General features: G+C 65.4%; 21 protein-coding genes and 2 pseudogenes. 12 read left to right on the plus strand and 11 right to left on the minus strand.

Annotation, left to right across the window (positions count from 1 at the left end; genetic code table 11):
• Nucleotides 1-2: 2 nt before the first annotated feature.
• From IVA98_RS19790 to IVA98_RS19800, 3 genes are all read right to left on the minus strand, one after another.
• The gene (locus tag IVA98_RS19790) at nucleotides 3-1,442 is read right to left on the minus strand and encodes a TolC family protein (protein WP_247332816.1); all 1,440 of its coding nucleotides are present in this window, start codon (nucleotides 1,440-1,442) and stop codon (nucleotides 3-5) included.
• Between the two features lie 9 nt (nucleotides 1,443-1,451).
• Nucleotides 1,452-1,748 (minus strand): hypothetical protein, encoded by a 297-nt coding sequence (locus tag IVA98_RS19795; protein ID WP_247355363.1) that lies wholly within the window; start codon nucleotides 1,746-1,748, stop codon nucleotides 1,452-1,454.
• Between the two features lie 73 nt (nucleotides 1,749-1,821).
• Nucleotides 1,822-2,241, minus strand: a complete 420-nt coding sequence (locus IVA98_RS19800; RefSeq protein ID WP_247304999.1) for a hypothetical protein — start codon at nucleotides 2,239-2,241, stop codon at nucleotides 1,822-1,824.
• Between the two features lie 176 nt (nucleotides 2,242-2,417).
• On the opposite strand from IVA98_RS19800, the gene IVA98_RS19805 reads away from it, so the two are divergent.
• Nucleotides 2,418-3,683, plus strand: a complete 1,266-nt coding sequence (locus IVA98_RS19805) for an MFS transporter (RefSeq protein WP_247305001.1) — start codon at nucleotides 2,418-2,420, stop codon at nucleotides 3,681-3,683.
• A 55-nt stretch (nucleotides 3,684-3,738) separates the two neighbouring features.
• On the opposite strand, the gene IVA98_RS19810 is transcribed toward IVA98_RS19805, so the two are convergent.
• Nucleotides 3,739-4,380 (minus strand): TetR/AcrR family transcriptional regulator, encoded by a 642-nt coding sequence (locus tag IVA98_RS19810; RefSeq protein ID WP_247305630.1) that lies wholly within the window; start codon nucleotides 4,378-4,380, stop codon nucleotides 3,739-3,741.
• 240 nt (nucleotides 4,381-4,620) lie between these two features.
• On the opposite strand from IVA98_RS19810, the gene IVA98_RS19815 reads away from it, so the two are divergent.
• The 3 genes from IVA98_RS19815 to IVA98_RS19825 are packed head-to-tail and all read left to right on the plus strand — an operon-like array spanning nucleotide 4,621 to nucleotide 8,424.
• On the plus strand, nucleotides 4,621-5,118 hold the full coding sequence (locus tag IVA98_RS19815) for a (2Fe-2S)-binding protein (RefSeq protein WP_247305002.1): 498 nt from the start codon (nucleotides 4,621-4,623) through the stop codon (nucleotides 5,116-5,118).
• Nucleotides 5,115-6,170: an FAD binding domain-containing protein gene (locus IVA98_RS19820; protein ID WP_247305004.1), complete on the plus strand. Its 1,056-nt coding sequence runs from the start codon at nucleotides 5,115-5,117 to the stop codon at nucleotides 6,168-6,170. Before IVA98_RS19815 ends, IVA98_RS19820 begins: the two co-directional genes overlap by 4 nt.
• A complete protein-coding gene (locus IVA98_RS19825) occupies nucleotides 6,163-8,424 on the plus strand; it encodes a xanthine dehydrogenase family protein molybdopterin-binding subunit (protein WP_247305006.1) in 2,262 nt (753 codons plus the stop codon). Before IVA98_RS19820 ends, IVA98_RS19825 begins: the two co-directional genes overlap by 8 nt.
• Before the next feature lie 228 nt (nucleotides 8,425-8,652).
• On the opposite strand, the gene relB is transcribed toward IVA98_RS19825, so the two are convergent.
• Entirely contained in the window at nucleotides 8,653-9,201 is a 549-nt protein-coding gene (gene relB, locus IVA98_RS19830) for a type II toxin-antitoxin system RelB family anti-toxin (protein ID WP_247280835.1), read from the minus strand.
• Between the two features lie 159 nt (nucleotides 9,202-9,360).
• Between relB and aptA the strand changes: the two genes are divergently transcribed.
• Both aptA and IVA98_RS19840 read left to right on the plus strand, forming a co-directional pair.
• A complete protein-coding gene (gene aptA / locus IVA98_RS19835; protein WP_247355364.1) occupies nucleotides 9,361-10,689 on the plus strand; it encodes an omega-aminotransferase AptA in 1,329 nt (442 codons plus the stop codon).
• 71 nt (nucleotides 10,690-10,760) lie between these two features.
• A complete protein-coding gene (locus IVA98_RS19840; RefSeq protein ID WP_247305010.1) occupies nucleotides 10,761-12,026 on the plus strand; it encodes a D-amino acid dehydrogenase in 1,266 nt (421 codons plus the stop codon).
• A gap of 165 nt (nucleotides 12,027-12,191) precedes the next feature.
• On the opposite strand, the gene IVA98_RS19845 is transcribed toward IVA98_RS19840, so the two are convergent.
• On the minus strand, nucleotides 12,192-12,848 hold the full coding sequence (locus IVA98_RS19845; RefSeq protein WP_247305011.1) for a helix-turn-helix domain-containing protein: 657 nt from the start codon (nucleotides 12,846-12,848) through the stop codon (nucleotides 12,192-12,194).
• 179 nt (nucleotides 12,849-13,027) lie between these two features.
• Between IVA98_RS19845 and IVA98_RS19850 the strand changes: the two genes are divergently transcribed.
• From IVA98_RS19850 to IVA98_RS19865, 4 genes are read left to right on the plus strand one after another with little or no spacing between them, the layout of a single operon-like run.
• On the plus strand, nucleotides 13,028-13,786 hold the full coding sequence (locus IVA98_RS19850; RefSeq protein WP_247305013.1) for an ABC transporter substrate-binding protein: 759 nt from the start codon (nucleotides 13,028-13,030) through the stop codon (nucleotides 13,784-13,786).
• Nucleotides 13,787-13,803: 17 nt separating this feature from the next.
• The gene (locus tag IVA98_RS19855) at nucleotides 13,804-14,457 is read left to right on the plus strand and encodes an amino acid ABC transporter permease (protein ID WP_247305632.1); all 654 of its coding nucleotides are present in this window, start codon (nucleotides 13,804-13,806) and stop codon (nucleotides 14,455-14,457) included.
• Nucleotides 14,454-15,185, plus strand: coding sequence for an amino acid ABC transporter ATP-binding protein (locus tag IVA98_RS19860; protein ID WP_247305016.1), 732 nt, complete (start codon nucleotides 14,454-14,456; stop codon nucleotides 15,183-15,185). Before IVA98_RS19855 ends, IVA98_RS19860 begins: the two co-directional genes overlap by 4 nt.
• Before the next feature lie 12 nt (nucleotides 15,186-15,197).
• Nucleotides 15,198-16,484 (plus strand): NAD(P)/FAD-dependent oxidoreductase, encoded by a 1,287-nt coding sequence (locus IVA98_RS19865; RefSeq protein WP_247305018.1) that lies wholly within the window; start codon nucleotides 15,198-15,200, stop codon nucleotides 16,482-16,484.
• Nucleotides 16,485-16,540: 56 nt separating this feature from the next.
• On the opposite strand, the gene IVA98_RS19870 is transcribed toward IVA98_RS19865, so the two are convergent.
• The 4 genes and pseudogenes from IVA98_RS19870 to IVA98_RS19885 form a co-directional block, all read right to left on the minus strand.
• A complete protein-coding gene (locus tag IVA98_RS19870; protein WP_247355365.1) occupies nucleotides 16,541-16,789 on the minus strand; it encodes a hypothetical protein in 249 nt (82 codons plus the stop codon).
• Between the two features lie 151 nt (nucleotides 16,790-16,940).
• Nucleotides 16,941-18,529 (minus strand): annotated as a pseudogene (locus tag IVA98_RS19875) (gamma-glutamyltransferase).
• Nucleotides 18,530-18,797: 268 nt separating this feature from the next.
• Nucleotides 18,798-18,974 (minus strand): hypothetical protein, encoded by a 177-nt coding sequence (locus IVA98_RS19880; RefSeq protein WP_247305023.1) that lies wholly within the window; start codon nucleotides 18,972-18,974, stop codon nucleotides 18,798-18,800.
• 10 nt (nucleotides 18,975-18,984) lie between these two features.
• Nucleotides 18,985-19,218 (minus strand): DUF6894 family protein, encoded by a 234-nt coding sequence (locus IVA98_RS19885; RefSeq protein ID WP_091884042.1) that lies wholly within the window; start codon nucleotides 19,216-19,218, stop codon nucleotides 18,985-18,987.
• Nucleotides 19,219-19,598: 380 nt separating this feature from the next.
• Between IVA98_RS19885 and IVA98_RS19890 the strand changes: the two genes are divergently transcribed.
• Nucleotides 19,599-20,624, plus strand: a complete 1,026-nt coding sequence (locus tag IVA98_RS19890) for a histone deacetylase family protein (RefSeq protein WP_247332820.1) — start codon at nucleotides 19,599-19,601, stop codon at nucleotides 20,622-20,624.
• Nucleotides 20,625-20,653: 29 nt separating this feature from the next.
• On the opposite strand, the pseudogene IVA98_RS19895 reads toward IVA98_RS19890, so the two are convergent.
• A pseudogene (locus IVA98_RS19895) lies at nucleotides 20,654-20,770 on the minus strand (LLM class flavin-dependent oxidoreductase); the annotation flags it as partial.
• Nucleotides 20,771-20,970: 200 nt separating this feature from the next.
• On the opposite strand from IVA98_RS19895, the gene IVA98_RS19900 reads away from it, so the two are divergent.
• Nucleotides 20,971-24,435 carry an ATP-binding protein gene (locus IVA98_RS19900; RefSeq protein ID WP_247355366.1) on the plus strand — a complete coding sequence of 1,155 codons (3,465 nt, stop codon included), beginning with the start codon at nucleotides 20,971-20,973 and terminating at the stop codon, nucleotides 24,433-24,435.
• Nucleotides 24,436-24,491: the final 56 nt, after the last annotated feature.

Consider the following 24,491-nt stretch of genomic DNA (forward strand, 5'->3'; position numbering starts at 1 on the left):
TCTCAGTGGCCGCCATCGGGAGGCGCTGCCGCGGCGATGGTGGTTGGATTGTCGCTGCCGGGTGCAGGGGAGCCGCCGCCATTGACGGCGGTCTGCAAGTCCGACTGCGCGAGGAAGAACCGTTGCTTGGCGTCGATGGCGGCGCGCAACGACGCGAGGCGCTGTCGTGCCTCGGTGAGCAGCGCAAATATGTCGACCTGCATACTGGAGAAGCGCAGCTGCATCTCCTCGGTGATGATTTTTCGCAAAGGAACGATCTCGCGCTGGTAGTGGCTGGCGATGTCGTAGCTGGAACGATAGGTGCGATAAGCGTCGCGTGCTTCCGAACGCACATTGACGGCGCGCTCGGTGAGGCGGTTGAAGGCGAAATTGTAGATCTCCGCCGCCTGCCGCACGCGCACCTCGCCGCCGTCGAAGAGCGGAATCTGGAACTGCACGTCGAAGCCGCGCTCGCGAAACGGGGGGCCTTCCGGATCCCGGGTGCGGCGGGAAATGCCGGCGAGATCGAGCAGGGTGACGAAGCGCGTCGCCTCGGTGAGGTTCAGCGACTTCGCCAGCGCTGTCAGCTCCAGCCGCGCGATCTGCAAGTCGATGCGATGTGCGACCGCGTCGGCTTCGATCGTGGGCAATGCGTGCGGGCGTCGCGGCAGCGGCGGCAATTGGTTGGGCAGGCGGAAGTCGAGGCCGCCGTCCCACAGCCCCATCAGGCGCGCGAGCCTTTCGCGGGCGCTTGCTGTCGTTTGCCGCGCGGTGGCGAGGTCGGCGGTGGTCTCGGCGTAAAACACCTGCTCGCGTGCTTGGTCGAGCTTGTTGAGTGAGCCGGTCTCACCGAGCTTGACCGCGAGCTGTGCGGTCGATTCCGCCGTCGCTTTCGCGTCGGTCAGCAGCACCACCATCTCGCTGCCGGCAACGGCGCGCCAATAAGCGCGGCGGACGTCAGCGGCGAGCCGCAGCGTTGCCAGTGCGGCGCGCAACTGGGCCTGGCGAAAGCGGTCGCGCGCGATGTCGGAGCGGAACGGCAGGGTGGCGAGCGCAAGGATGTCGCCGACCACCTGGCGCTCGATCTCGCTGGCGCCTTTGCCTGAGATCCGCGAGATCGAAAACACGGGATGGGGCGGCAGGCTCTGCTCGACCAGATCGGTCTCGGCGAGCGCCAGCTCGTTATAGGCCGCTTGCAATCCCTTGTTGTTGAGCAGCGCAATCTGCACGGCAGCATCTGCGGTCAATGTCCGCGACAGCAATTGGCGCACGCGCCCGTCAACCGCGCCGGCGCCCTCGGTCGTTCGCACGAAGGCGACGTCCTTGTTGATGCTCTGATTCGTCAGCTCCGAGACTGTCGTCATGCCGCTGTCGGGCGAGAACGCAGCACAGCCGGCAAGACCGGATGCGCAAAGACCGAGCGCGGCGAGAACAAGCAGGGGGCGCGCGAGATGATGTATCATGGCGCGCTCCTACTGCTCTTGTTTTGGCTGCGGTGTGACCGCGTCGTTGCGGCCGCGCCATGGGGCCGGCGCCGCAGGCCGCAGGCTCGTGTAGGGCGCGATCGTCGACCGATAGCCGAGAGGCGCGACCTTGGCCCCGGGATCGGCAGGGTCCGCACTGGCGACGGGTATCGTTGCCGGCATGCAGCCGGACAACGCCAATGCGGCCAAGACCGGCGCCAAGGCCAGCAGCGGCCAATCGAATCGGAAGTGTCGTCCACGCGCAGCGAGTGCTGCGGCGGACTTCGCCCCGGAAAGCGTAAGCATGATTTATCCCTGATCTGTCGTAAGACCACACGCTCGCGCGGGGATGCGCGCGACCTGATGCCGTCGCGTCAGATCAGGCGATGGGAGGACGGTAGTGCAGGGGCGGCGCTGCGCTGTGCAGGATCGCCACGATCTCGGGCGCACAGGCGGAGACAGGCAGAAGCGGCTTGGCCACGCTGGGCAGATCGGCCGGCAGCGCGCTCACGCACATCATCGCGCAGCAGGGTCCGACTGTTCCCTTGCCGCCATGATCATGCGAGGCTGGCGCGTCCTGGTCGGCGGTCCGGTGATGCGTATGTGATCCGGCGTGGTGATCCGAGGTGCCGTCATGCGCGTGGCTGGCCGCCATCTGGTGATGCGCCGGCACGAGCTCAGCCAGCACGGCCTCATCGAGGCAGGGCGCCGGGCCATTGCTCCAGGCGAGGCCTGCTGCCGGCGCGACCACGCAGAACAGATAGGCCAAGGCAACGAAGCGCCCCAGCTTGATCCGCATCGATCGTGTCAATCGCAGCAACATCTTGCGTCGTTAAGTTCCCCGCGCGGCAGTGTTGCACACGCTGATTGCAAATTAATGGCAAAACGCGCCTTCGCCAAGCTCCTTCTTACCGCAGTGCACCGCGCATGCCCAATATCGCGCCACGATGCTTGACCATAAAGCATCCAGCGAACATGGTCCCGACCGTGCTTGCGCCAAATCACCCAGGACAGAGACCGGCCTCCTTCACGCCTGATTCCCGTCAGGCCTGGATGCGGCTCGCGACTGCGCTTGTGATCGGCTCGATCGGCGCCGTCGGCATGTGGGCGGTCGTGGTCGTGATTCCCGTGGTGCAGGCGGAATTCGGTGCCACACGCGGCGCGGTGTCGCTGGCCTTCACGCTGATGATGTTCGGTTTCGGGCTGGGCGGCGTGATCGCCGGCAAGATCACCGACCGGTTCGGCATCGTGCCCGCGATGGCAATCAGCATCGCCTTCCTCGGCGTCGCCAATGTGCTCGCGGGCTTATCAACTCAGCTCTGGCAGTTCGTGGCGGCGTATTTCCTGATCGGCCTTGGCACCTCCGCGACCTTCGCGCCGCTGATGGCGGAAGCCTCGCATTGGTTCGAGCGCTATCGTGGGCTGGCCGTGACCATCGTCGCCAGTGGCAATTATGTCGCCGGCACGATGTGGCCGCCGATCGTGAGCTGGGGCACACAGACTGCCGGCTGGCGCTACACCCATATCGGCATCGGTATCGTCTGCGCGAGCACGATGGCACTTCTGGTCCTCGTCCTCCGCGCGCAGATGAGCGACGATCATATCCGCGATCACGCCAATGCACCGCCGCCCCAGATCGATCTGAAGCTGTCGACCAACACACTGACGGTGCTGCTCTCGATTGCCAGCATCTCCTGCTGCGTCGCCATGGCGATGCCGCAGGTGCATATCGTCGCTTATTGCGGCGATCTTGGCTATGGCGTCGCGCGCGGCGCCGAGATGTTGTCGCTGATGATGGGCTGCGGCATCGTCAGCCGGATCGGCTCGGGCTATCTCGCCGACAAGATCGGCGGTATCCGCACGCTGCTGGTGGGATCGCTGGCGCAAGGCTTTGCGCTGGTATTCTATTTGTTTTTCGACAGCCTCACCTCGCTCTATCTCATCTCCGCGATGTTCGGCCTGTTCCAGGGTGGCATCGTGCCGAGCTATGCCATCATCGTGCGCGAGGCGATGCCGGCGAGCGAAGCCGCGACGCGCGTCGGCATCGTGATCTTTGCGTCCGTGTTCGGCATGTCCTTCGGCGGCTGGGTGTCGGGGGTCATCTTCGATGCCAGCGGCTCGTATGCCGCGGCGTTTGCGAACGGCGTGGCGTGGAACGCGCTGAACATCGGCATCGTCGTAGCGCTGCTGATTCGCGCGCGGATGAATGCGGTCAAGGCCGGCCCGGGCTTTGCGACTTAGGCCTCCTGTCCGGCTTTCAGCAGCGAGCCTCCGGTGATCTTGTAGCCGCCGTCGGCTATCGCTTGCGCTTCGCGCCCCGCTTCGCAGGTTTGGCGGCGGCGCGCGTCCTGGCTTTGGTGCCGGGCTGCACCCGCAGCCCGTCCACGAACACGTCGAGCATGCGCAGCACCGAGGACTGCCAGCCGGGCTGGTCGTGCATGTAGCACATGCCGATCAGGGCCCTGAGCAGGTCCTCCGGGCTGACATCGCCGCGCATCTGACCGGCTGCGACCGCGCGGTCGAGCAATGAGCCGATCGCCTTGGTCAGCCGCTCCATCGAGAAGGCGGCGAGCTCCGACGAGCTCTGATAGGTCAGCGCTAGCGCGGCCGACATGCCTTTCTTTGTGGCAACGAATTCGACGGCGGAGCGCAGCCACCGTCGCAGCGCGTCGACCGGATCGTTGGCGCTTCGCAGATGCTCGGCGAGCTCGCTGAGCTGCTCGACCTCGCGGCGGTAGACCGCCTCGAACAAATCCTCGCGTGTCGGGAAATGCCGGTAGAGCGTGCCGATGCCGACGCCGGCACGCTTTGCCACAGCTTCGAGGCTTGCCTCCGGGCCGCCCGCGCTGAACACGGCTTTCGCGGCTTCGAGCACGCGCTCGCGATTGCGCACGGCATCGGCGCGGGGCTTTCGGGTCTGGTCGGTCTGGTCGTCCATGCCGGCAGTGTAGATCACGAATTGGTTAGATTGAACCCTGGCTAGGATGCATCGCCTTGTTTGCGCACGGGCTTTGACGAATTCCAATATTTTCGCGGCGGCCCTTGTTAAGCGGAGGGTGCCTCCGTATCTTCCCTCGAGTGTTGGCCCCGGCTCCCGCCTGGCCGCTGCGTATCGGCCGCGGCCAAGGCGGTGGCACGCTGCGCGATGACTCATGACCATATCTGATCGGAGCCTTGTATGAACCACTCCATCAGCCTCACCGTGAACGGTGCGCGGCGCGACTTCGTCCTCGACGACCCCCGCGTCACGCTGCTCGATCTTCTGCGTGAGCGCCTCCATCTGACCGGAACCAAGAAGGGATGCGACCGCGGCCAGTGCGGCGCCTGCACCATTCTCGCCGACGGCAAGCGCATCAATTCCTGCCTCGCGCTCGCCATCAGTCATGATGGCGCCGACATTCTCACCATTGAAGGCGTTGCGCGCGGCGACCAGCTTCATCCCGTGCAGGCCGCCTTCATCGCCCACGACGGCTTCCAGTGCGGCTTCTGCACACCCGGCCAGATCATGAGCGCCATCGGCATGATGAGTGAGGCGCAGCACGGCAACGAACCCGAGCGCATCCGCGAATGCATGAGCGGCAATCTGTGCCGCTGCGGCGCCTATGCCGGCATCGTCGATGCCGTGCTTGACGCGCAAGGACGCATGGACGAATCCAATCAGAGGCGCTCCGCATGAAACCGTTCGATTATGTCAGGCCCGGCACGGTTGCCGAGGCCATTGCCGCCGCGGCCCAGCCGGGCGCCGTCTATCTCGCCGCCGGCACCAATCTGCTCGATCTGATGAAGGGCGGCGTCAGCCGTCCGGATCGTCTCGTCGACGTCACGCATCTTGATGGACTCGATCGGATCGAACGTCTCGCCGACGGGTCGTTGCGCGTCGGCGCGCTCGTCAGCAACGCCGATCTCGCGCATGATTCCGAATTCGCGAGATCGTATCCCGCGGTCGCCGAAGCGCTCCTCTCCGGTGCATCCGCGCAACTGCGCAACGCAGCCACGGTCGGCGGCAATCTCTTGCAACGGACGCGCTGCGCGTATTTCTATGACACGGCGAGCCGTTGCAACAAGCGCGAGGCCGGCAGCGGCTGCGACGCCCGCGGCGGCGAGAACCGCAGTCATGCCGTGCTCGGCTGGACCGAGAGCTGCATCGCCACGCATCCGTCCGATTTCTGCGTCCCGCTGGTCGCACTCGACGCCGTTGTCGAGATCGAGGGTAGGACCGGCCGGCGCGAGATCGCGCTCGACGAACTGCACCGCCTGCCCGGCAACACCCCGGAGCGCGATACGGCGCTCGAACCCGGCGACCTCATCATTGCGGTGCGCCTGCCGCCTGCGGCGCGCAGCTTTGCCGCGCATGCGCGCTATCTCAAGGTTCGTGAGCGTACGTCTTATGCCTTTGCCGTGGTATCGGCCGCCGCCGCATTGCGGATCGAGAACGGCAAGATCGCCGAGGCACGGCTTGCACTTGGCAGCGTCGCGGCAAAGCCCTGGCGTGCCCGCGCCGCGGAGGACGTTCTCAGGAATGTCGCGCCCACGGTCGACGCCTTCCGGGACGCCGCCTGGCGCGCGCTCACTGATTCGAAGCCGTCCGGTGACAATGCTTACAAGATCGAGCTCGCGCGCCGAATTCTCGTGCGCGCGTTGACCCTGGCCGCGGCGGGCACGCCCGCGCGCCTGCCGGCACTGCCGGCCTCTCCCTTTGCCTCGACTTCCGGAGCCGTCCATGCCTGAGCTCAATCTCACGAGTGCGCCCGCCCATCTGCGCCACGGATCGAATATCGGCCAACCGCTGACGCGCCGTGACGGCGTCCTCAAGGTCACGGGGCGAGCGACCTATGCCGCCGACAATCATCCGCCCGGCATGCTGTTTGCGGTGATGGCCGTGGCCAGTATCGCGCGGGGTCACGTGACCTCGCTCGACGTCGCCGCCGCCAAGCGCCATCCCGGCGTCGTGGACGTCATGACCCCCGACCACAAGCCAGCGCTCGCGATCGACCCGGACATCAAGACCAACCCGTTCGTGTTCCGGATGGAGGTGTTGCAGAGCAATGAGGTCCGCTACGCGAACCAGCCGATCGCCGTCGTGATCGCGCAGACGCTGGAGGCCGCGACGGAAGGCGCGGCGCTGCTGGCACCGCGATACGAGACGCTGCCCCCGCTTGTCGGCCTCGACGCCGGCGAAAGCTTCGTGCCGCCGGTGGTCGGCGTCGGCAATCCCGCGGAGCATCACCAGGGCGATGTCGAGGCGGGCCTTGCCTCTGCCGAGAAGCAGATCGACGCGGTTTACGAGACGAGGCCGCAATATCACAACGCGATGGAGCCGCACGCGATCGTGGCGCATTGGGACGGCGATACACTCTCCATTGACACGCCGAGCCAGGCCATGGTGATGGCCCGCGCGCGCGTCGCCGAGCTGTTCGGCCTCGCGCCCGAGAAGATTCACATCCGCAGCCCCTTTCTCGGTGGCGGCTTCGGGTCGAAGGGATTCTTGACCGGTCCGCAGATCCTCGGCTTGATGGCTGCCAAGCTGGTCGGCAGGCCGGTCAAGCTCGTGCTGCGCCGTGAGCAGATGTATGGCCCGGTGGGCCACCGCGCGCCGACGCGTCAGCGGCTGCGCATCGGCGCGAACGGCGAGGGGCGCCTGACCGCGCTCGATCATCACGCCAGAACCGTATCGAGCACGTTCGATGATTTTTACGAGCCCGCGGCCGATGCCTCACACACGCTCTATGCAGCGCCTGCAATCCGCACCTCACATGACGCCGTCCGCGTCAACACCGGCACGCCGTTGTTCATGCGCGCGCCTGGCGAGGCGACGGGATCGATCGCGCTCGAAAGTGCGATCGACGAGATGGTATGGGCCTGCGGCATGGATCCGCTCGCCTTCCGCCTGAAGAACTATGCCGAGGTCGAGCCGATCACCGGAAAACCGTTCTCGTCCAAGGCGCTGCGCGCCTGCTACGAGCAGGGCGCGGCGCGGTTTGGCTGGGCGAAGCGTCCGCTGCAGCCGCGGCAGATGCGCGACGGTGCCGGCCTGCTGGTCGGCTGGGGCATGGGCACCGCGACCTTTCCGGCGCTGATGTTCCAGGCCGAAGCGCGCGCGGTGATCCGTCGTGACGGCTCCGGCGCCATGGAGATCGGCGCGCATGACATGGGGCAGGGCGCCTGGACCGCGCTGGCCCAGATCGCGGCCGACGAACTCGGGCTCGACATCGACCGCGTGGAATTCAAGGCCGGTACCTCGGACCTGCCCGACGGGGGCATCGCTGGTGGCTCGGCGCACACGGCGACCGCGGGTGCGGCGATCCACAGCGCCGGGGCGGCCGTGATTGCAAAGCTCGCCGATCTCGCCACGAATGACGAGCGCTCGCCACTGTTCGGCGCCGGCAATGCCGGCGTAGTTGCGCGCGACGGAAAGCTGTTTCGACGCGACGACGAAAGCCGCGGCGAGAGCTATGCCGAGATCCTGGCCCGCGCTGGCATCTCCGAGGTCGAGGCGCGCGGCACCGGCGCGCCGAACCCTGCAGCGATGGAGGAATACGCCATGCACGCCCACGGCGCAGTGTTCGCTGAGGTGAAGGTCGATCCCGAGCTCGGTCAGGTCCGGGTCACTCGCATGGTTGGCGCCTTCGCGGCGGGACGCATCGTCAATCCGCGGATGGTGCAGAGCCAGCTGTTCGGCGGCATGATCTGGGGTCTGTCCTTCGCGCTGCACGAGGAGGCCATCACCGACCGCCGCTCCGGTCGCATCATGAACGCCAATCTCGGCGAGTACCACATTCCCGTGAACGCCGACGTGCCGCCGCTCGACGTGATCACGGTCGAGGAGCATGACCCCCACGTCAATGCGCTGGGCATCAAGGGTGTCGGCGAGATCGGCATCACCGGCAGTGCCGGCGCGGTCGCCAACGCGGTCTGGCATGCGACCGGCGTGCGCGTCCGCCGCTTCCCGATCCGGATCGAGGAGTTGCTGACGCAGCGTTGAGGCTTCTTCTTGACCTCTCCCGCTTGCCCTACCAGATTCACACATCTCGAAAATGGAATCATCCTCAATGACTTAGCAAAAGCCAGGTTTTGGACGCTCACGCGCTGCAGAATCGAGACAAGTGACTCGGATGACTCACTTTTTGGGCTTAATCGGCGAATGGCTCCGACAGAGATGCGTGAATACGGTAGCCCGCTTGCCTGCGGGAGAGGGGGCGAACCGCCCGTATCAGAACGTCGGCGGCGTGCAGGCCGAGATCACTTCGCACGGCTTGCCGCCGACGCAGCGGAAGCGATGCGGGCGGCGGCTCTCGAAATAATAGGCATCGCCCGGGTTGAGGATGCGCCGCTCGTCCTCCACGGTGACTTCGAGCTTTCCGGAGATCACGATGCCGCCTTCCTCGCCGTCATGGACGAGGTGGACGCGCCCGGTGTCGCTGCCGGGCTCGTAGCGCTCCTTCAGGATCTGGAGGCTGCGGCCGAACAGATTGTCGCCGACTTGCCGGTAGGAGATCGGCTTCTTGCCGACCTCGGTCAGTTCCTCCGCGCGGTAGAAGATCTTGCGCCTCGACTCCGGCTCCAGCGCGAAGAACTCGGCGAGTCCCATCGGGATGCCGTCAAGGATGCGCTTGAGCGCGCCGACCGACGGGTTCATCTGGTTGGATTCGATCAGCGAAATCGTCGAATTGGTGACGCCGGCGCGTTTTGCCAGCTCACGCTGCGACAGCTTGTTGCGCGCCCGGATGAATCGCAGCCGTCCACCGATGTCGACGCTCATGCCTTGGTCCTTGCCTTGATCCGTGTTGCAAGTGTTGCGGATCGCGCAAATATGGACCGGCAGCTCCAGTTAAATCAATGGCTTGCAGCTGATCAGAAAAGGACTTGTTGCGCTTTGTAAGCCGTGGCTCTGCTGGCAAGTCAGCAAAGGAGCGCGGCCGTGACCCTTCATCAGATTCCGAACACTATCAAGACCGACTCGTTCTGGATGCCGTTCACGGCCAACCGTCAGTTCAAGAAGGCGCCCCGCCTGTTCTCCTCGGCCGAGGGCATGCACTACACCACCGTCGATGGCCGCAAGGTGATCGATGGCTCCGCCGGCCTGTGGTGCGTCAATGCTGGCCATGGCCGCAAGCAGATTGCGGCTGCGGTCGAGCGCCAGCTCATGACGCTGGACTTTGCGCCGTCGTTCCAGATGGGCCATCCGCTGGCGTTCGACTTCGCCGAGCGTCTCGCCGAGATCGCGCCGAAGGGCCTCGATCGGGTCTTCTTCACCAACTCCGGCTCCGAGTCGGTCGACACCGCGCTGAAGATCGCGCTGGCCTATCATCGCGCCAACGGTCAGGCGAGCCGCACCCGCCTGATCGGCCGCGAGCGCGGCTATCACGGCGTCGGCTTCGGCGGCACCTCGGTCGGCGGCATGGTCGCCAATCGCCGCGCCTTCGCCACCCTGCTGCCGGGCGTCGACCATATCCGTCACACCCACGATCTCACTCGCAATGCCTTCGCCAAGGATCAGCCTGAGCACGGCGCCGAGCTTGCTGACGATCTCGAGCGTCTTGTCGGCCTGCACGGTGCCGAGACGATCGCCGCCGTCATCGTCGAGCCGGTGCCGGGTTCGACCGCGGTGCTGCCGCCGCCGAAGGGCTATCTCCAGCGCCTGCGCGCAATCTGCGACAAGCACGGCATTCTCCTGATCTTCGACGAGGTCATCACTGGCTTCGGCCGGCTCGGCACGCCATTTGCCGCCAACTTCTTCGGCGTCACGCCGGACCTGATGACGACGGCCAAAGGCATCACCAACGGCACCATTCCCTGCGGCGCGGTGTTCGCGAGCCGCAAGGTACATGACGGCCTGATGGTCGGCCCCGAGAACCAGATGGAGCTGTTCCACGGCTACACCTATTCCGCGCATCCGACCGCCTGCGCCGCCGGCATCGCGACGCTCGACATCTACAAGGACGAAGGCCTGCTCACGCGCGGCGCGTCGATCGCCGAATATTGGCGCGATGCGCTGCATTCGCTCAGAGGCCTGCCGAACGTCGTCGACATCCGCAATTGCGGCCTGATGGGCGCGGTCGAGCTCGCGCCGCGCGACGGCGTCGTCGGCGCGCGCGGCTACGACGTGATGGTCGACTGCTTCAACACGGGGCTTTACCTGCGCATGAGCGGCGACAGCTTCGCGATGTCGCCGCCGCTCATCGTCGAGAAGAGCCACATCGACCAGATGGTCTCGATCCTCGGCGATGCCATCAAGAAGGTGGCCTAATAATTGCTCCTGCGGTTCACGGAGTTTCTTCTTGCAGCGGCGCGCGTGATGCCGCGGGAGTTTGACGAAGCGTGAAAGTCTTGATCCTCGGCAGCGGTGTCATCGGTGTCACCTCTGCCTACTATCTTGCGCGTGCCGGTCATGAGGTGACGGTCGTCGACCGCCAGCCGGAGCCGGCGCTGGAGACCTCTTTCGCCAATGCCGGCGAGGTGTCGCCCGGCTATTCTTCGCCCTGGGCCGGCCCAGGCGTGCCGGTGAAGGCGGTCAAGTGGCTGTTGATGAAGCACGGCCCGCTGGTGATCCGGCCGAAGCTCGATCCTGTCATGTGGGTCTGGCTGCTCAAGCTGCTGCGCAACTGCACCAGCGCGCGCTATGCGGTCAACAAGAGCCGGATGATTCCGATCGCGGAATACAGCCGCGATGCCTTGCGCGATCTGCGCCGCGACATCGGTATTCAGTATGACGAACGCTCGCGGGGAACGCTGCAACTGTTCCGCTATCAGGCGCAGCTCGATGGCACGGCTGAGGACATCACCGTGCTCAAGCAGTACGGCGTGCCGTTCGAGCTGCTGAGCCGCGAGGGCTGCATCGCGGTCGAGCCGGCGCTCGGCGGCGTGAAGGAGAAGTTCGTCGGCGGGCTTCGCTTGCCCCAGGACGAGACCGGCGACTGCCACATGTTCACGCAGGCGCTGGCCAAGCATGCCGAGGCGCTCGGCGTGCGCTTCATGTTCAACACGAGCATCGATCGCATCGTCACCGACGGGGCGCAGGTCAGCGGTGTCGCGACCAGTGCCGGCCTGTTGCAGGCAGACGCTTACGTCCTCGCGCTCGGAAGCTGGTCGTCGCGGCTCGTGGCCCGGCTCGGCATTTCGCTCCCGGTCTATCCGGTGAAGGGCTATTCGATCACGGTGCCGATCAAGGACGCCTCCGGCGCGCCGGAATCCACCGTGATGGACGAGAGCTACAAGGTCGCGATCACCCGCCTCGGCAATCGCATCCGCGTCGGCGGCACCGCGGAAATCTCCGGCTATTCGAGCAAGCTCTACGATGCACGCCGCGCTACGCTCGATCATTCGCTCACCGACCTGTTTCCACGCGGCGGCGATCTTGCCAAGGCGATCTTCTGGAGCGGCCTGCGCCCGATGACGCCGGACGGCCCGCCCGTGATTGGTCCGACGCAATACGCCAACCTCCATCTCAACACCGGCCACGGCACGCTCGGCTGGACCATGGCCTGCGGCTCGGGGCGCGTGCTCGCCGACATGCTGTCGGGCAGGAATCCAGACATCGACGTCAGCGCGCTGACGGTGGACCGGTACGCGCATCGGTTTGGCTAAAGCTCCATCCGCTCGTCATTGCGAGCGCAGCGAAGCAAATCCAGTATCTTTCCGCGGCGACACTCTGGATTGCTTCGTCGCAAGGGCTCCTCGCAATGACGATGTGGAGGCGGCGCGGCGCATTTCTCTCAACGCCGAGTGCGGCGAGAGAAGCGAAACACGGGGCTACCCTGCCCCCGTCACGCAATTCACCCACAGCACCACCGCCTTGGCATCCTGCGCAGGATTGGAAAACCGGTGCGGCCGCCGGCTCGCGAAGCGAAAGCTGTCGCCGGTCTTCAGCGACCACGTCTCGCTGTCTACCGTCAGCATCATCTCACCTTCGAGCACCAGCCCGGCCTCCTCGCCATCATGGGTGTAGAGTTCGTCGCCCGTCGAACCGCCGGGCTCCAGATGCACCAGGAACAAATTGAGCTTGTTGTCGGCACTCGCCGGACTCAGCAACTGCTTTGAGACGCCGCTGCGCCAGAGCTTCAGCTCGGGCCGCTGAAGCCCCCGCGTCACCACCTGGTCCGATGCGCCGTCGGCGCTGGGGCTCGCGCCGAACAATGCGGCGATGCCGACGCCGAACACGTCTGCGAGCGTCGCCAGCACGCGCAGCGAGGGTGACGACATGCCGCGCTCGATCTGGCTGAGGAAGCCGATCGAAAGTGAGGTGCGCGCCGCCACCGTCTCCAGCGAAAACTCCCTGACGCGCCGGAGATCCCTGATGCGGCGGCCAACCGCGACGTCCATCGCCGGCTCGGCGGGCTTGGTGATGGCCTTGAGGCTAGTCTTGGCCTTCACCTTCTTGGCCGACTTGGCGGCGGCCGGCTTGCGCATTCTTTTGCCACCGCTCACGTCAGACCGCTTCCTTCATGTGCATGAAAACCGCTTGCGCGCGCCGCGAAAGTGTGACCAAATTTTCATATCGGTGAAAATAGGCCGAAACGGCGTGGCCCGCAACGTCTGATCACAACATGCGCGAGCGCCGCCATCGGCCAGGCCCAAAGGGGGATGTGATGAAGCGTTTTGGTCTGGCCGCGGTCGCGGCATTGGCGATTGCAGCCGTGGCTCCGGCCTCGGGCCAGCAGGTGCTGAAAGTCGGTTCGACGCCGACAGGCATTCCCTTCACCTTCCTCGACACCAAGACCAATACCATTCAGGGCATCATGGTCGATCTGGTCACCGAGATCGGCAAGGATGCCGGTTTCAACGTACAGATCGAGCCGATGCAGTTCTCGGCGCTGATTCCGTCGCTGACCTCGAGCAAGATCGACATCATCGCCGCTGCGATGTTCATCACGCCCCCGCGCAAGGAGGTCGTCGACTTCTCCGACCCGATCTACACTTACGGCGAGGGCCTCGTCGTGCCGAAGAGCGACACCAAGGCCTATGCGTCTCAGGAAGATCTGAAGGGCGAGACCGTGGGCGCCCAGGTCGGCACCGCCTTCGTTGACGCGCTGAAGAAGTCCGGCCTGTTCGCCGAGGTCAAAGCCTACGACACCATTCCCGACATCCTGCGCGACGTGAACACGGGCCGCCTCAAGGCCGGCTATGCCGACTATCCGATCCTCGCCTACAATCTGAAACAGGGCGGCTTCCCCGAAGTGCGCCTGGTCGACGGCTACAAGGCCGTCACGGTCGGCTCGGTCGGCATTGGCGTGCGCAAGGGCGAGACCGCGCTGCTCGGCAAGATCAACGCATCGCTCGCGAAGCTCAAGGCCAACGGCACCATTGCCAAGATCCTGGATAAATGGGGTCTGAAGGCGCAAGGTTGATCGATGAAGGCTGGCCGATGAAAGGCTTCTGGCGCGACACCGTCGAGTTCTTCCCGATCCTGTTGAACGGCGTCGCACTGACGATCATCGTCACGGTCGGCTCGCTGCTGCTCTCGACGGTGCTCGGCCTCGTCTGGGCGATGATGCGGGTCTCGGGCATCAAGGTGCTGTCGATGCTCAGCGCCAGCCTGATCAATGTGATCCGCGGCATCCCGATCATCGTGCTGTTGTTCTATCTCTACTTCGTGATGCCGGATCTCGGCGTCACGTTGTCGGCCTTGCAGGCCGCAATCCTGGGGCTCGGCATTGCCTACTCGGCCTATCAGGCCGAGAATTTCCGCGCCGGTATCGAGGCGATTGACAAAGGACAGATCGAAGCGGCGCAGTCGATCGGCATGGGCTGGTGGCTGACGATGCGCCGCGTTGTGCTGCCGCAGGCGGTCCGCATCGTGCTACCTCCTTATGGCAACGTCATGATCATGATGCTGAAGGATTCCTCGCAGGCCTCCACCATCACCGTCGCCGAGCTTGCCCTGCAAGGCAAGCTGATCGCCTCGTCGACGTTCAAGAACACCAGCGTGTTCACCCTTGTTGCGCTGATGTATCTCACCATGAGCATTCCCTTGATCCTGCTGGTCCGTCACTTCGAGAAGCGGGCCGGCAAGCGATGATCGAACTGAACGACGTCCACAAGAGCTTTGGCAAAGTCGAGGTGCTCAAGGGCATCACGGCCTCCGTTCAGAAGGGCGAGGTGGTCTGCATCATCGGGCCATCAGGCTCCGGCAAGTCGACCATCCTGCGCTGTATCAACGGCCTCGAAAGCTACGACCGCGGCGAGATCAGTGTCGAGGGATTGAAGGTCGACCGCGACGCGCCGTCAATCGTGAACATCCGTACCCAGGTCTCGATGGTGTTTCAGCGCTTTAACCTGTTTCCACACCGCACGGTGCTGGAGAACGTGATCGAGGGGCCGCTGTATGTGAAGAAGGAGGCGCGTGCGCAGGCGCTGGAGCGCGGCCGCGCGCTGCTCGCCCAGGTCGGGCTCGCCGAGAAGGCCGATGCGCATCCGCCGCAACTCTCAGGCGGCCAGCAGCAGCGCGTCGCGATCGCGCGGGCGCTGGCGATGCAGCCCAAGGCGATCCTGTTCGACGAGCCGACCTCGGCTCTCGACCCTGAACTGGTCGGCGACGTCCTCGGCGTGATGCGCAAGCTCGCCGACGACGGCATGACCATGGTCGTCGTCACCCACGAGATGGGCTTTGCCGGCGACGTCGCCGATCGCGTGCTGTTCATCGACGGCGGCGTCATCGTCGAGCAGGGGCCGGCCAAGGCATTGCTCAATCAACCCCGGCATCCGCGCACGCAGGATTTTTTGCGCCGCGTGCTGCATCCGCTCTGATCGGTCTTCGCCATGAACGTGCGCCTGCCTCTGCCGCCCTCTGTCTATGCCGACACCGCGATCGCGCCGGTCGCCATGCCGCCGCTCGATGTCGACAAGACCGTCTCCGTCGCGATCGTCGGCGGCGGCTATACCGGCCTGTCCACGGCGTTGCATCTGGCCGAGCAGGGTGTCGAGGCATTGGTGCTGGAGGCGCAGGAGCCCGGCTGGGGCGCATCCGGCAACAATGGCGGCCACACCAATCCCGGATTGAAGCACGACCCCGATCAGATCGAGGCCGATTTCGGCGCAGATCTCGGCCGCCGTATGATCGACTTCTCCTACGGCACCACGAATTTCACCCACGAATTGATCCGCCGTTACCAGATTCCCTGCGAGGCGCGGCAGAACGGCACGCTGCGCGCCGCCTATTACGAGGCCAGCGCCGCCGCGATCGAGAACACCGCGCAGCAATGCATCCGCCGCGGCATGCCGGTGTCATTCCTGAACCGCGAGCAGTTGCGCGAGATGACCGGCACCGATCGCTATATCGGGGCGATGCTGGACACGCGTGGCGGCGATCTGCATCCTCTCAGCTATGCTCGCGGCCTCGCGCGCGCGGCGATCTCGGCCGGCGCGAGGGTTTTTGGTGAGACGCCGGCGCTGTCGCTGCGCCGCGACGGCACGCGCTGGCGCATCGCGACGCCGCGCGCGATCGTGCATGCCGAAAAAGTCCTGCTCGCCACCAACGGCTTCACCGACGATCTCTGGCCGGCACTTCGCCGCACCATCGTGCCGGTGTTTTCCTCGATCGCCGCCACCACGCCGCTCCCTGACGCTGTCGCGCGCTCGATCATGCCGACACGTCCCGTGCTCTACGAGAGCGGCCATATCACAGTCTATTACCGCATCGATCAGCAGAACCGCCTGTTGATGGGCGGCCGCGGCCCGATGCGTTGGATAAGTTCGCCGAACGACGTCGCCTACCTCATGCGCTACGCCGAGCGGCTATGGCCGCAGCTCAAGGGCGTCGCCTGGACGCATGGCTGGAACAGCCGGCTCGCGATCACCGGCGATCATTATCCGCATGTGCATGAGCCCGCGGAGAACATCCTGATCTCGCTCGGCTGCAACGGCCGCGGCGTTGCGCTCTCCACCGCGATGGGCGCGCAGCTCGCGCGCAGGCTGATCGGCGGGCCAAAGGTGGAGATCGACATGCCCATCACGGGCATTAAGCCGATCCCGATGCACGCGCTCTGGCCGCTCGGCGTGACGAGCGCCGTCATCGCGGGCCGCGTGCGAGATCGGTTAGGCATCTAGATCGTTAGAGATGTAGAGAAGGCGCCGCCGACGCAGCGCCTTGCTCGATCCGATGTTCAGCAGCGGCCCTGTTTCCACAGGCCGGGCGGGCAGCCCATGCCGCGCCAGCCGACCTTGCGCCCGTGGTACCATCCCGGCGGCGTGCCATGGTGATAATGGCCCATCGCGTGGCCATGGCCATGACCGTGCCCGTGTCCATGACCATGACCATGACCATGACCATGACCGCCCTTGGGCAGGGCAGGGCCGGCAAATGTGAGGCCGGCTGCAACGATCAGCGACGCGGCGAGCGCAAGTTTCTTCATCATGTCCTCCACTGGGGCGAGCGCATTTGTCCGTTCAATGAACGAACGGTGGGCAGGTAAGTTCCCTGCCAATGTGGAGGAGTCGTGACGCTCGCGCAGACGCGCAATCGCGCACCAGTTCGATCCGCGTTGGCACAGTGCATCCGTGCGCTCAGCCTTCCACCACCGCTTCGGCCCACGGTTGGAAAATCTCGACCGCGCCTGAATTGGTCTCGCCCTCGCGCATCACCACGCTCGGGCAGGCGAACTTCATCGGTAGCGCCTGCATCTGCGTTTCCTGATAGTCGAATCGCGCCGCCAGCGTCTTGCGCGCGTCCGCCGGCAGGCGCGCATCGCCGATGACGACCGCGCCTTCGCTGGCGTCGATGCGCGGCTGGTGGATGGCGGCATCGAGGTCCATGCCAAAATCCATCGCAAAGGAGACGAGTTGCATCACCGCCGGCAGGATGCGGCGGCCGCCCGAGGCGCCGACCGCGAGGCGCTTGCCATCCGGGGTCTCGGCGATGACGGGCGTGTAGTTGGTGAGACAACGCTTGCCAGGTGCGAGCGAGTTGGTGGTGCCAGGTGTCGGATCGAACCACATGATGCCGTTGTTCATGGGGATGCCGGTGTGCGGCGTGACGTATTTCGAGCCGAAGGTGGAAAGCAGCGTCTGCGTCACCGCGGCCATGTTGCCGTGGCGATCGACCACGGAGAAGTGGGTGGTGCAGGCCGGCGCCAGGTATTCCGCGCCGAGCGAGCGCTTGCCATCGGCATCGCCCATGTCGCCCAGCCGCTGGCGATAGGCCGATTGCAGCGCCAGCGCATATTCGGCGTAGGCGGCCGCGTCCGGTGTGCCGCCCGGCTTCAGGTTCTGCTGCAACAGGCGTAGCGCATGCGCCATCGTCGGTCCGGCCGTGAGCTCCGGCGTCGCAAACACCTTGCCGGCGCGATAGGGAATCGCCAGCGGCTCGCGCAGGTGGCTGCGGAACGCGGCGAGATCCTCCGTCGACAGCGAGCCGCCGTCGGCCTTGATGTCGGATGCAATGCTTCTCGCGAGGTCGCCCTCGTAAAAATCGCGCGGGCCAGCGGCTGCGAGATGGGCCAGCGTTGCCTTCAGCTTGTCCTGCGGCAGCCGCGTCTCGGCCTTGATGCCCCAGGGCGCATTCGGCGGCAGGCCGTCCCTCAGGAAGATGTCCGCGCTGGCGGGATAGCGCCGGAGCTCAGCGGCGGAGCTCGCGATCATGAGCGTCGTCCACCAGTCGACCAGGAGGCCTTCGCCGGCGATCGTCGCGGCGGGCGCGACCAGATCCTTCCACGGCATCCTGGCGTGGCGGCGATGCGCTTCCTCCATGCCGGCGACGACGCCGGGCACCGCGTCGAGCCAGGCCCGTGAATGTTGCGATCGTCCTTAACCCGCGGCCAGGGGAACAGGTCGGAGGCGGCGCCTTCGCCCGTAATCGGATAGTCGGCGACGCGCAGGCTCTGCGGTGCGCACATGCCGTAGTCGATCACTTCGTAGCGATTGTCCTTGGCGCGGTAGAGCACCATCGCGCCGCCGCCGCCCATGCCGCTCATCCAGGGCTCCAGCACGTTCAGCGCGAAGGTCGTAGCGACGACGGCGTCAACACAGTCACCGCCTGCCGCTAGCACGTCTGCGCCGATCTCGGCCGCCCGCCGCGATTGCGCGGCGACGATGCCGCCCTTGGCTCTGACTGCGGGTTTGCGGATGTGCTGGGCGCGGCTGAACTGGTGAGGCATGATGTCGTCTTTGTCTTCGGTTGTCTTGGCTGGCTAGGCGCGCGGACAATGGCACACTGCCGACAACGAGAACATCCAAAGCGAGGAGCGACATGGCTGGTGTGAGGCAGACGCGGGATGGTGCGGGGTGGCAACCGCCTGCCAAGCCCTCATGCCCGGGCTTGACCCGAACATCCAGGTCTCCCGCAAGCGGCCCAAGAACGGCGATGGCCGGGACGAGCCCGGCCATGACGAACACGCAGCGAATAGGACGACGCGGAGCTGCCGCTCAGAGCGAGCGGTTCAACCGGCTGGCCCGATACTTGGCGCGCCATTTCGGGCCGGGCCCGCGCATGTAGTGAAGCTCGGGGCGGTACGGGTCACCGGCGACCCGGATCAAGGTCTGCCACTTGGTGGCCACGAAGTTCAGGGGCTGGCGAAGGAGGCTCAGTGAAGGGAGCAACATTGGCATCACCTCAATGCGGCTTGCCGAGCATGGCGGTGAAGGGAAGATCGAAAATCTCCTCGCCGTCGTCATCGCTGACATGGATCACCCAGTCGCGCCAGTCCTCGTTGCTCGGCGTCAGGATCATCGATCGCATGATCTGGGCGGCGCGGTCGCGGGCCTCGGTGAGATTGGAGACGGCGGCGCCGTAGCGATCGATCAGGGTGCCCTCGGTATTGGAGCAGTGAAAGTAGACCTGGACCATCTACGCCTCCTGTAGGGAGCGATTGGGATGGCAAATTGATACCACCCGAGGCATTCGCGAAACATTCGGGTCGAACCCGGTAAGGGAATTTACGGAGATTGGTCGCCGGCGAGGTCGTTACAGGTTTAATCACAGGCGGGTGATGATCAACTGGACCGCGCTTGGGCGGCTTGGAACAACCTCCGACGAAAGCCGGGGGGCGACATGGGTCCTTCGCGAAGGCAGCGTCGGGAATGCCATCCGCTTCGATCGGAACGGCACCATGTTCATTGCGGATTACAAGAGCACGACGTCGTCGCGGCCTGGAGGCTTGCATCTGGCCGCCGCGGGGATCAAGACTCTGCGGCACATTAAGACCATGCGACCCACGGAGTTTTCGAATGAAAGCCGTCCATACTGAGCTGCACCGCAGCCATGATCCGCAATTCTTCCTGGTTCGCGGGGTCGTCAAGCGCACCACCGAGCAGCCCGAGCGCGCCGATCGCCTGCTCAAGGGATTGAGGGACGGCAAGCATCAGCTGGTCGAGCCGACGAAATTCGGGCAGGGACCCCGCGCGCGCATCCACAGTCCGGAATATCTGTCCTTCCTGAGCGAAGCCTGGGAGGCCTGGACGGCGCTCGGCGATTCCGGCCCGGAGATGATCGGCAATATCCATCCGGTGCGCCACGCGGCGACTTATCCCACCCATATCGTCGGCAAGCTCGGCTGGCACACCGCCGACACGGCGGCGCCAATCGGGCCGGGCACGTGGGCGGCCGCCTGTGCCGCGACCGACGTCGCGGTCACCGCGGCGCAGATGGTGATGGACGGCGAGGATGCGACCTATGCGCTCTGCCGTCCACCGGGCCATCACGCCTATCGCGACATGGCGGGCGGTTTCTGCTTTCTCAACAACAGTGCGATCGCGGCGGCGCATCTACGGCAGAAGCACGAGCGTGTCGTCATCCTCGACGTCGACGTCCATCATGGCAACGGCACGCAAGGCATCTTCTACGGGCGGCCTGACGTCTACACGATCTCGATCCATGCCGATCCGGTTGCATATTATCCGTTCGTGTGGGGCTATGCCCATGAGCACGGCGAGGGTCCGGGTCTCGGCACCAACCTCAACATTCCCCTCGCCATCGGCACCGGCGATGATGGCTACATGCAGGCGCTGGACGTTGCGCGCAAGGCGATCGAGTCGTTTGCGCCGGGCGCGCTCGTCGTTGCCCTCGGTCTCGATGCCTCCGAACACGACCCGCTGAAGGGATTGGCCGTCACCACACCAGGCTTCCGCCGCATCGGCCAGGCCATCGCGAAGATGGGCCTGCCCACCGTGTTCGTGCAGGAGGGTGGCTATCTCTCGGATATTTTGGGCGCGAACCTCACCTCAGTGCTGGCAGGATTCGAAGAGGCGCGGTGAGCTTCAAACATCCCGCTCGCCGCGAACGCCTAGCCGACGTGCTGCATCTCGGCTTCGTCCGCGACCATGTCGAGCATGATCGTGGTCAATCCCTTCGCCGTACAATCCTTCGATCTTGCGCCGACCTCCTCATAGCTGCCGACGAGACGGCGCCGCCAGCTTCAATATCGCTGCAGTTCGTCCGCGGTCAGATCGGGATAACATCCGACAACGCCATTCCCTTCTGATCTGATTGAGCTATTCTTCGAAAGAGTTAGGGAACGCGTCCAGTCTGAGGTGAAGTCGGGCCCCAAATCTATGGTTGAGGGGGGTTCTTCGACGGAATGATGGTCGGGCAGAAATCACCATGCTGGAGAACGAGCCGGGCACGGGAACGGAGAGCGGGCTGAAGCGCTGGCTCGAGGGCATCGGTCTCGGCCACTACACCGATCTCTTTGCGCAGCACCGTCTCGATCTCGACGTCATGCCGGACCTGACCGAATCCGATCTGGTCGAGCTCGGATTGCCGCTCGGTGATCGCAAGCGGCTTCAGCGAGCCATGTCGGCGCTGTTCCAGGCCGAAACGGCAGAGCCTTCGGCGGCAGTGGCGCCGCCGCTAACGCGGCCGGAGGTCGGCGCGGAACGACGCCAGCTCACCACCATGTTCTGCGACATGGTGGATTCCACCTCGCTATCGGTTCAGTTCGATCCGGAAGACGTGCGCGACATGATTGCGAGCTTCCGCGAAACTTGCGTCCGCGTGGTCAAGCATTACGAGGGCTTTGCCGCTCGTTTCGTCGGCGACGGTATCCTGATCTATTTTGGCTATCCGACCGCTCATGAGGACGATGCCGAGCGCGCAGTTCGCGCCGGGCTCGAGATCGTGCGGGTGCTGTCGAGCGCGCACGCGATCGAGCCGCGCGGTGCGCTCAGCCACTCGCCCGCCGTCCGCATCGGGATTGCGACCGGCCTCGTCGTGGTCGGCGATCTCGTCGGACAGGGCACCGAAGAGCGCGATTCCGCGGTCGGAGAAACCGTCAATCTCGCCGCGCGGCTGCAAGGCCTGGCGCCGCCCAACGGAGTCGTGATCTCCGCATCGACCCAAGCGCTGCTGAAGGGGAAGTTCGACTACCGCAGTCTCGGCGTCCATGACTTGAAGGGCATCTCCGAGAAAGCGCAGGCCTGGCACGTGGTGCGCGCCTCGCGGATGGAGACCCGCTTCGCCGCCGCCATGGGCACGCGGCTGACGCCGCTCGTCAACCGCGAGGAGGAGATCGCGCTGCTGATGGGACGCTGGCAGCAGGCCAAAGACGGCGACGGCCAGGTCGTCGTCAAGTTCGGCGAGCCCGGCATCGGCAAGTCGCGCATCATCCAGGAAATCTTCGCGCGGATATCCGCCGATCGCCATGGCCAGGTCTCGCTCCAGTGCTCGCCTTACTACACCTCCACGGCGTTCCATCCGTTCGTCGAGCAGCTCAAATTCTCCCTCGGCCTCGATCGGGAGGATGCGTCCGCGCTGTCGCTGGCGAGCCTGGAGACCGCGATCGCCACCGCGCATGGCGACATCGAGCAGGTCGCGCCGCTGTTTGCCGCGCTGCTGTCGATACCGACCGGCGACCGCTATCCGCGGCTCGACCTTTCGCCGCAGCAGCAGAAGGATGCGACCGTCACGGCGCTGGTCAATCACTTCCTGGGCCTTGCGCGCGAGATGCCGTTGGTGATCGCGTTCGAGGATTTGCATTGGATCGACCCGACCTCACGCGAGGTGATCGACCTGCTGGTCGAGCGGGTGCAGAACCGGCCGATCCTGGTCATCATCACCGCGCGATCCGAATTCCAGCCGAGCTGGAACGCGCATTCGCACATCACGACCCTGGTGCTGAACCGCCGGAGCCGGCCGCTGCGCACGACGCTGGTCGAGCGCGTCGCCGGCAGGGAGCTGCCCAAGGAGGTCGTCGAGGAGATCATCGTCAAGACCGACGGCGTGCCGCTGTTCCTGGAAGAGCTGACCAAGACGGTCCTAGAATCCAACCTCCTGACCGAGCGGCACGGGCGCTACGTGCTGTCGGGTCCGTGGCGGCAGCTCGCGATCCCGGCGACCCTGACGGACTCGCTGATGGCGCGACTGGACCGCATGGGACCGTTCAAGCGGGTCGCCCAGATCGGCGCCACGATCGGGCGCGAGTTTTCCTACGAGACGCTGCACGCAGTCGCCAACACGCCAGCCGAGCAGATCGAAGCCGCGCTCAATCACCTGGAGCAGGCGGGCCTGATCATGCGCCGCGGCCATCCGCCGGACGCGCTCTACTCCTTCAAGCACGTGATGATCCAGAACGCCGCGCATGCGAGCCTCTTGCACAGCGAGCGCCGCAAGCTGCACTCCCGGATCGCCCAGGTGCTCGCCGAGATGTATCCGGAGAAGACCGAGCGCGAACCGGAGCTGCTCGCTTATCACCTGACCGAATCCGGCCAGAGCGAGGGTGCCGCCAGCTTTTGGCTCAAGGCCGGCAAGCAGGCGGCCAAGAGCGGCGCCAATCTGGAAGCGATCGGTCATCTGCGCCGCGGCTTGAGCGTCGTGCAGGCCAATGCGCGCGTGCAGGGCGCCGACCAGATCGAGCTCGAGCTCCGGATCGCACTCGGCACCGCCCTGATCGCCGCCAAAGGCTATGCCGTGCAGGAGGTCGAGCAGAACTACATCCGCGCGCTCGAACTTGGCCAGCAACTCGACGACGACGAAAAGGCCTTCGCCGCCACGCGCGGGCTCTGGGTGTGCCATTTCATCCGCGCCGATCTCACGCGCGCGCACGATCTCAGCGTCGAGCTGTTGAGATTCGCCAAGCGCGAGCGGCTGAACCAGCGGGCGGAGCCGGCGCAGCAGACCGGTTATCTGATCGAGGCGCACCGCGCGATCGCGATGACCATGCTCTATCGCGGCCGCTTTGCCGCCGCGCAGCATCATCTGCATCGCTGCATCAACCTCTACAGTCCCGACCTGCATTCCGGTCTGATGGAGCGCCACGGCATCGATCCCGGCGTGGTCTCGCTGTCCTATCTCGGGTATCTTCTGTGGTTCCTCGGCCGTCCGGACGCGGCGCGCCAGCACAGCGAGCAGGCGATCGCGAACGCCGAGAAGATCCGACATCCCTTCACGCTCGCCTTCGCACTCGTGTTCGGCGCCTATCTCCGCCAGCATTTGCGCGACGTCGAGGGCACGCGTGATCACGCCAATCGCGCGATGATCATCGCCACCGAGCACAATTTCCTGCACTGGAAGCAGCAGGCGGCGATCCTGCGCGGCTGGGCACTGGCTCAGCTCGGCGAAGCCGACGAAGGCCTCAGCCAGATGCGCGTCGGCCTCGACGAGTATGAGGCGATGGATTCCTGGCTCGCCGGCTGCTGGTTTCGCTGCCTGCTCGCGGAGTCCTATGCCAAGCTCGGGATGCGCGACGCTGCCTTGCGGGCACTGGACGGCGCGCTCGCGACCGCAAGACGGACCGGCGATCACTCCTACCTCGCCGAAGTCTATCGCCTGCAAGGCGAGATCACGCTGTCGGACGGTGCCCCGGCATCGGTGCGGGAGGCCGAGGATATGTTCGGCCTGTCGCTGGAGACCGCGCGCAAGCAGGGCGCATTGTCCTGGGAGCTTCGCACCGCCGTCAGCCTGGCACGGCTGTGGCACGAGGCCGGCAGGCGCGAGCACGCAAGTCTCCTGCTTGTGCCCATCGTCGGCAGGTTCAGCGAGGGCTTCTACACGCCGGACCTGAAGCAGGCGATGCAACTGATCAACGACCTCGGTGCGGAGGCGCCCGTTCGTGAACAGGTCGTCCCCTGACATGAGCGATCTTGCCGCAGAGGGTGCGCGCTTCTGCACTGGCACCGCTGCGTTTT

The sequence above is a fragment of the Bradyrhizobium sp. 160 genome, from assembly GCF_023073735.1.
Lineage (GTDB): Bacteria > Pseudomonadota > Alphaproteobacteria > Rhizobiales > Xanthobacteraceae > Bradyrhizobium.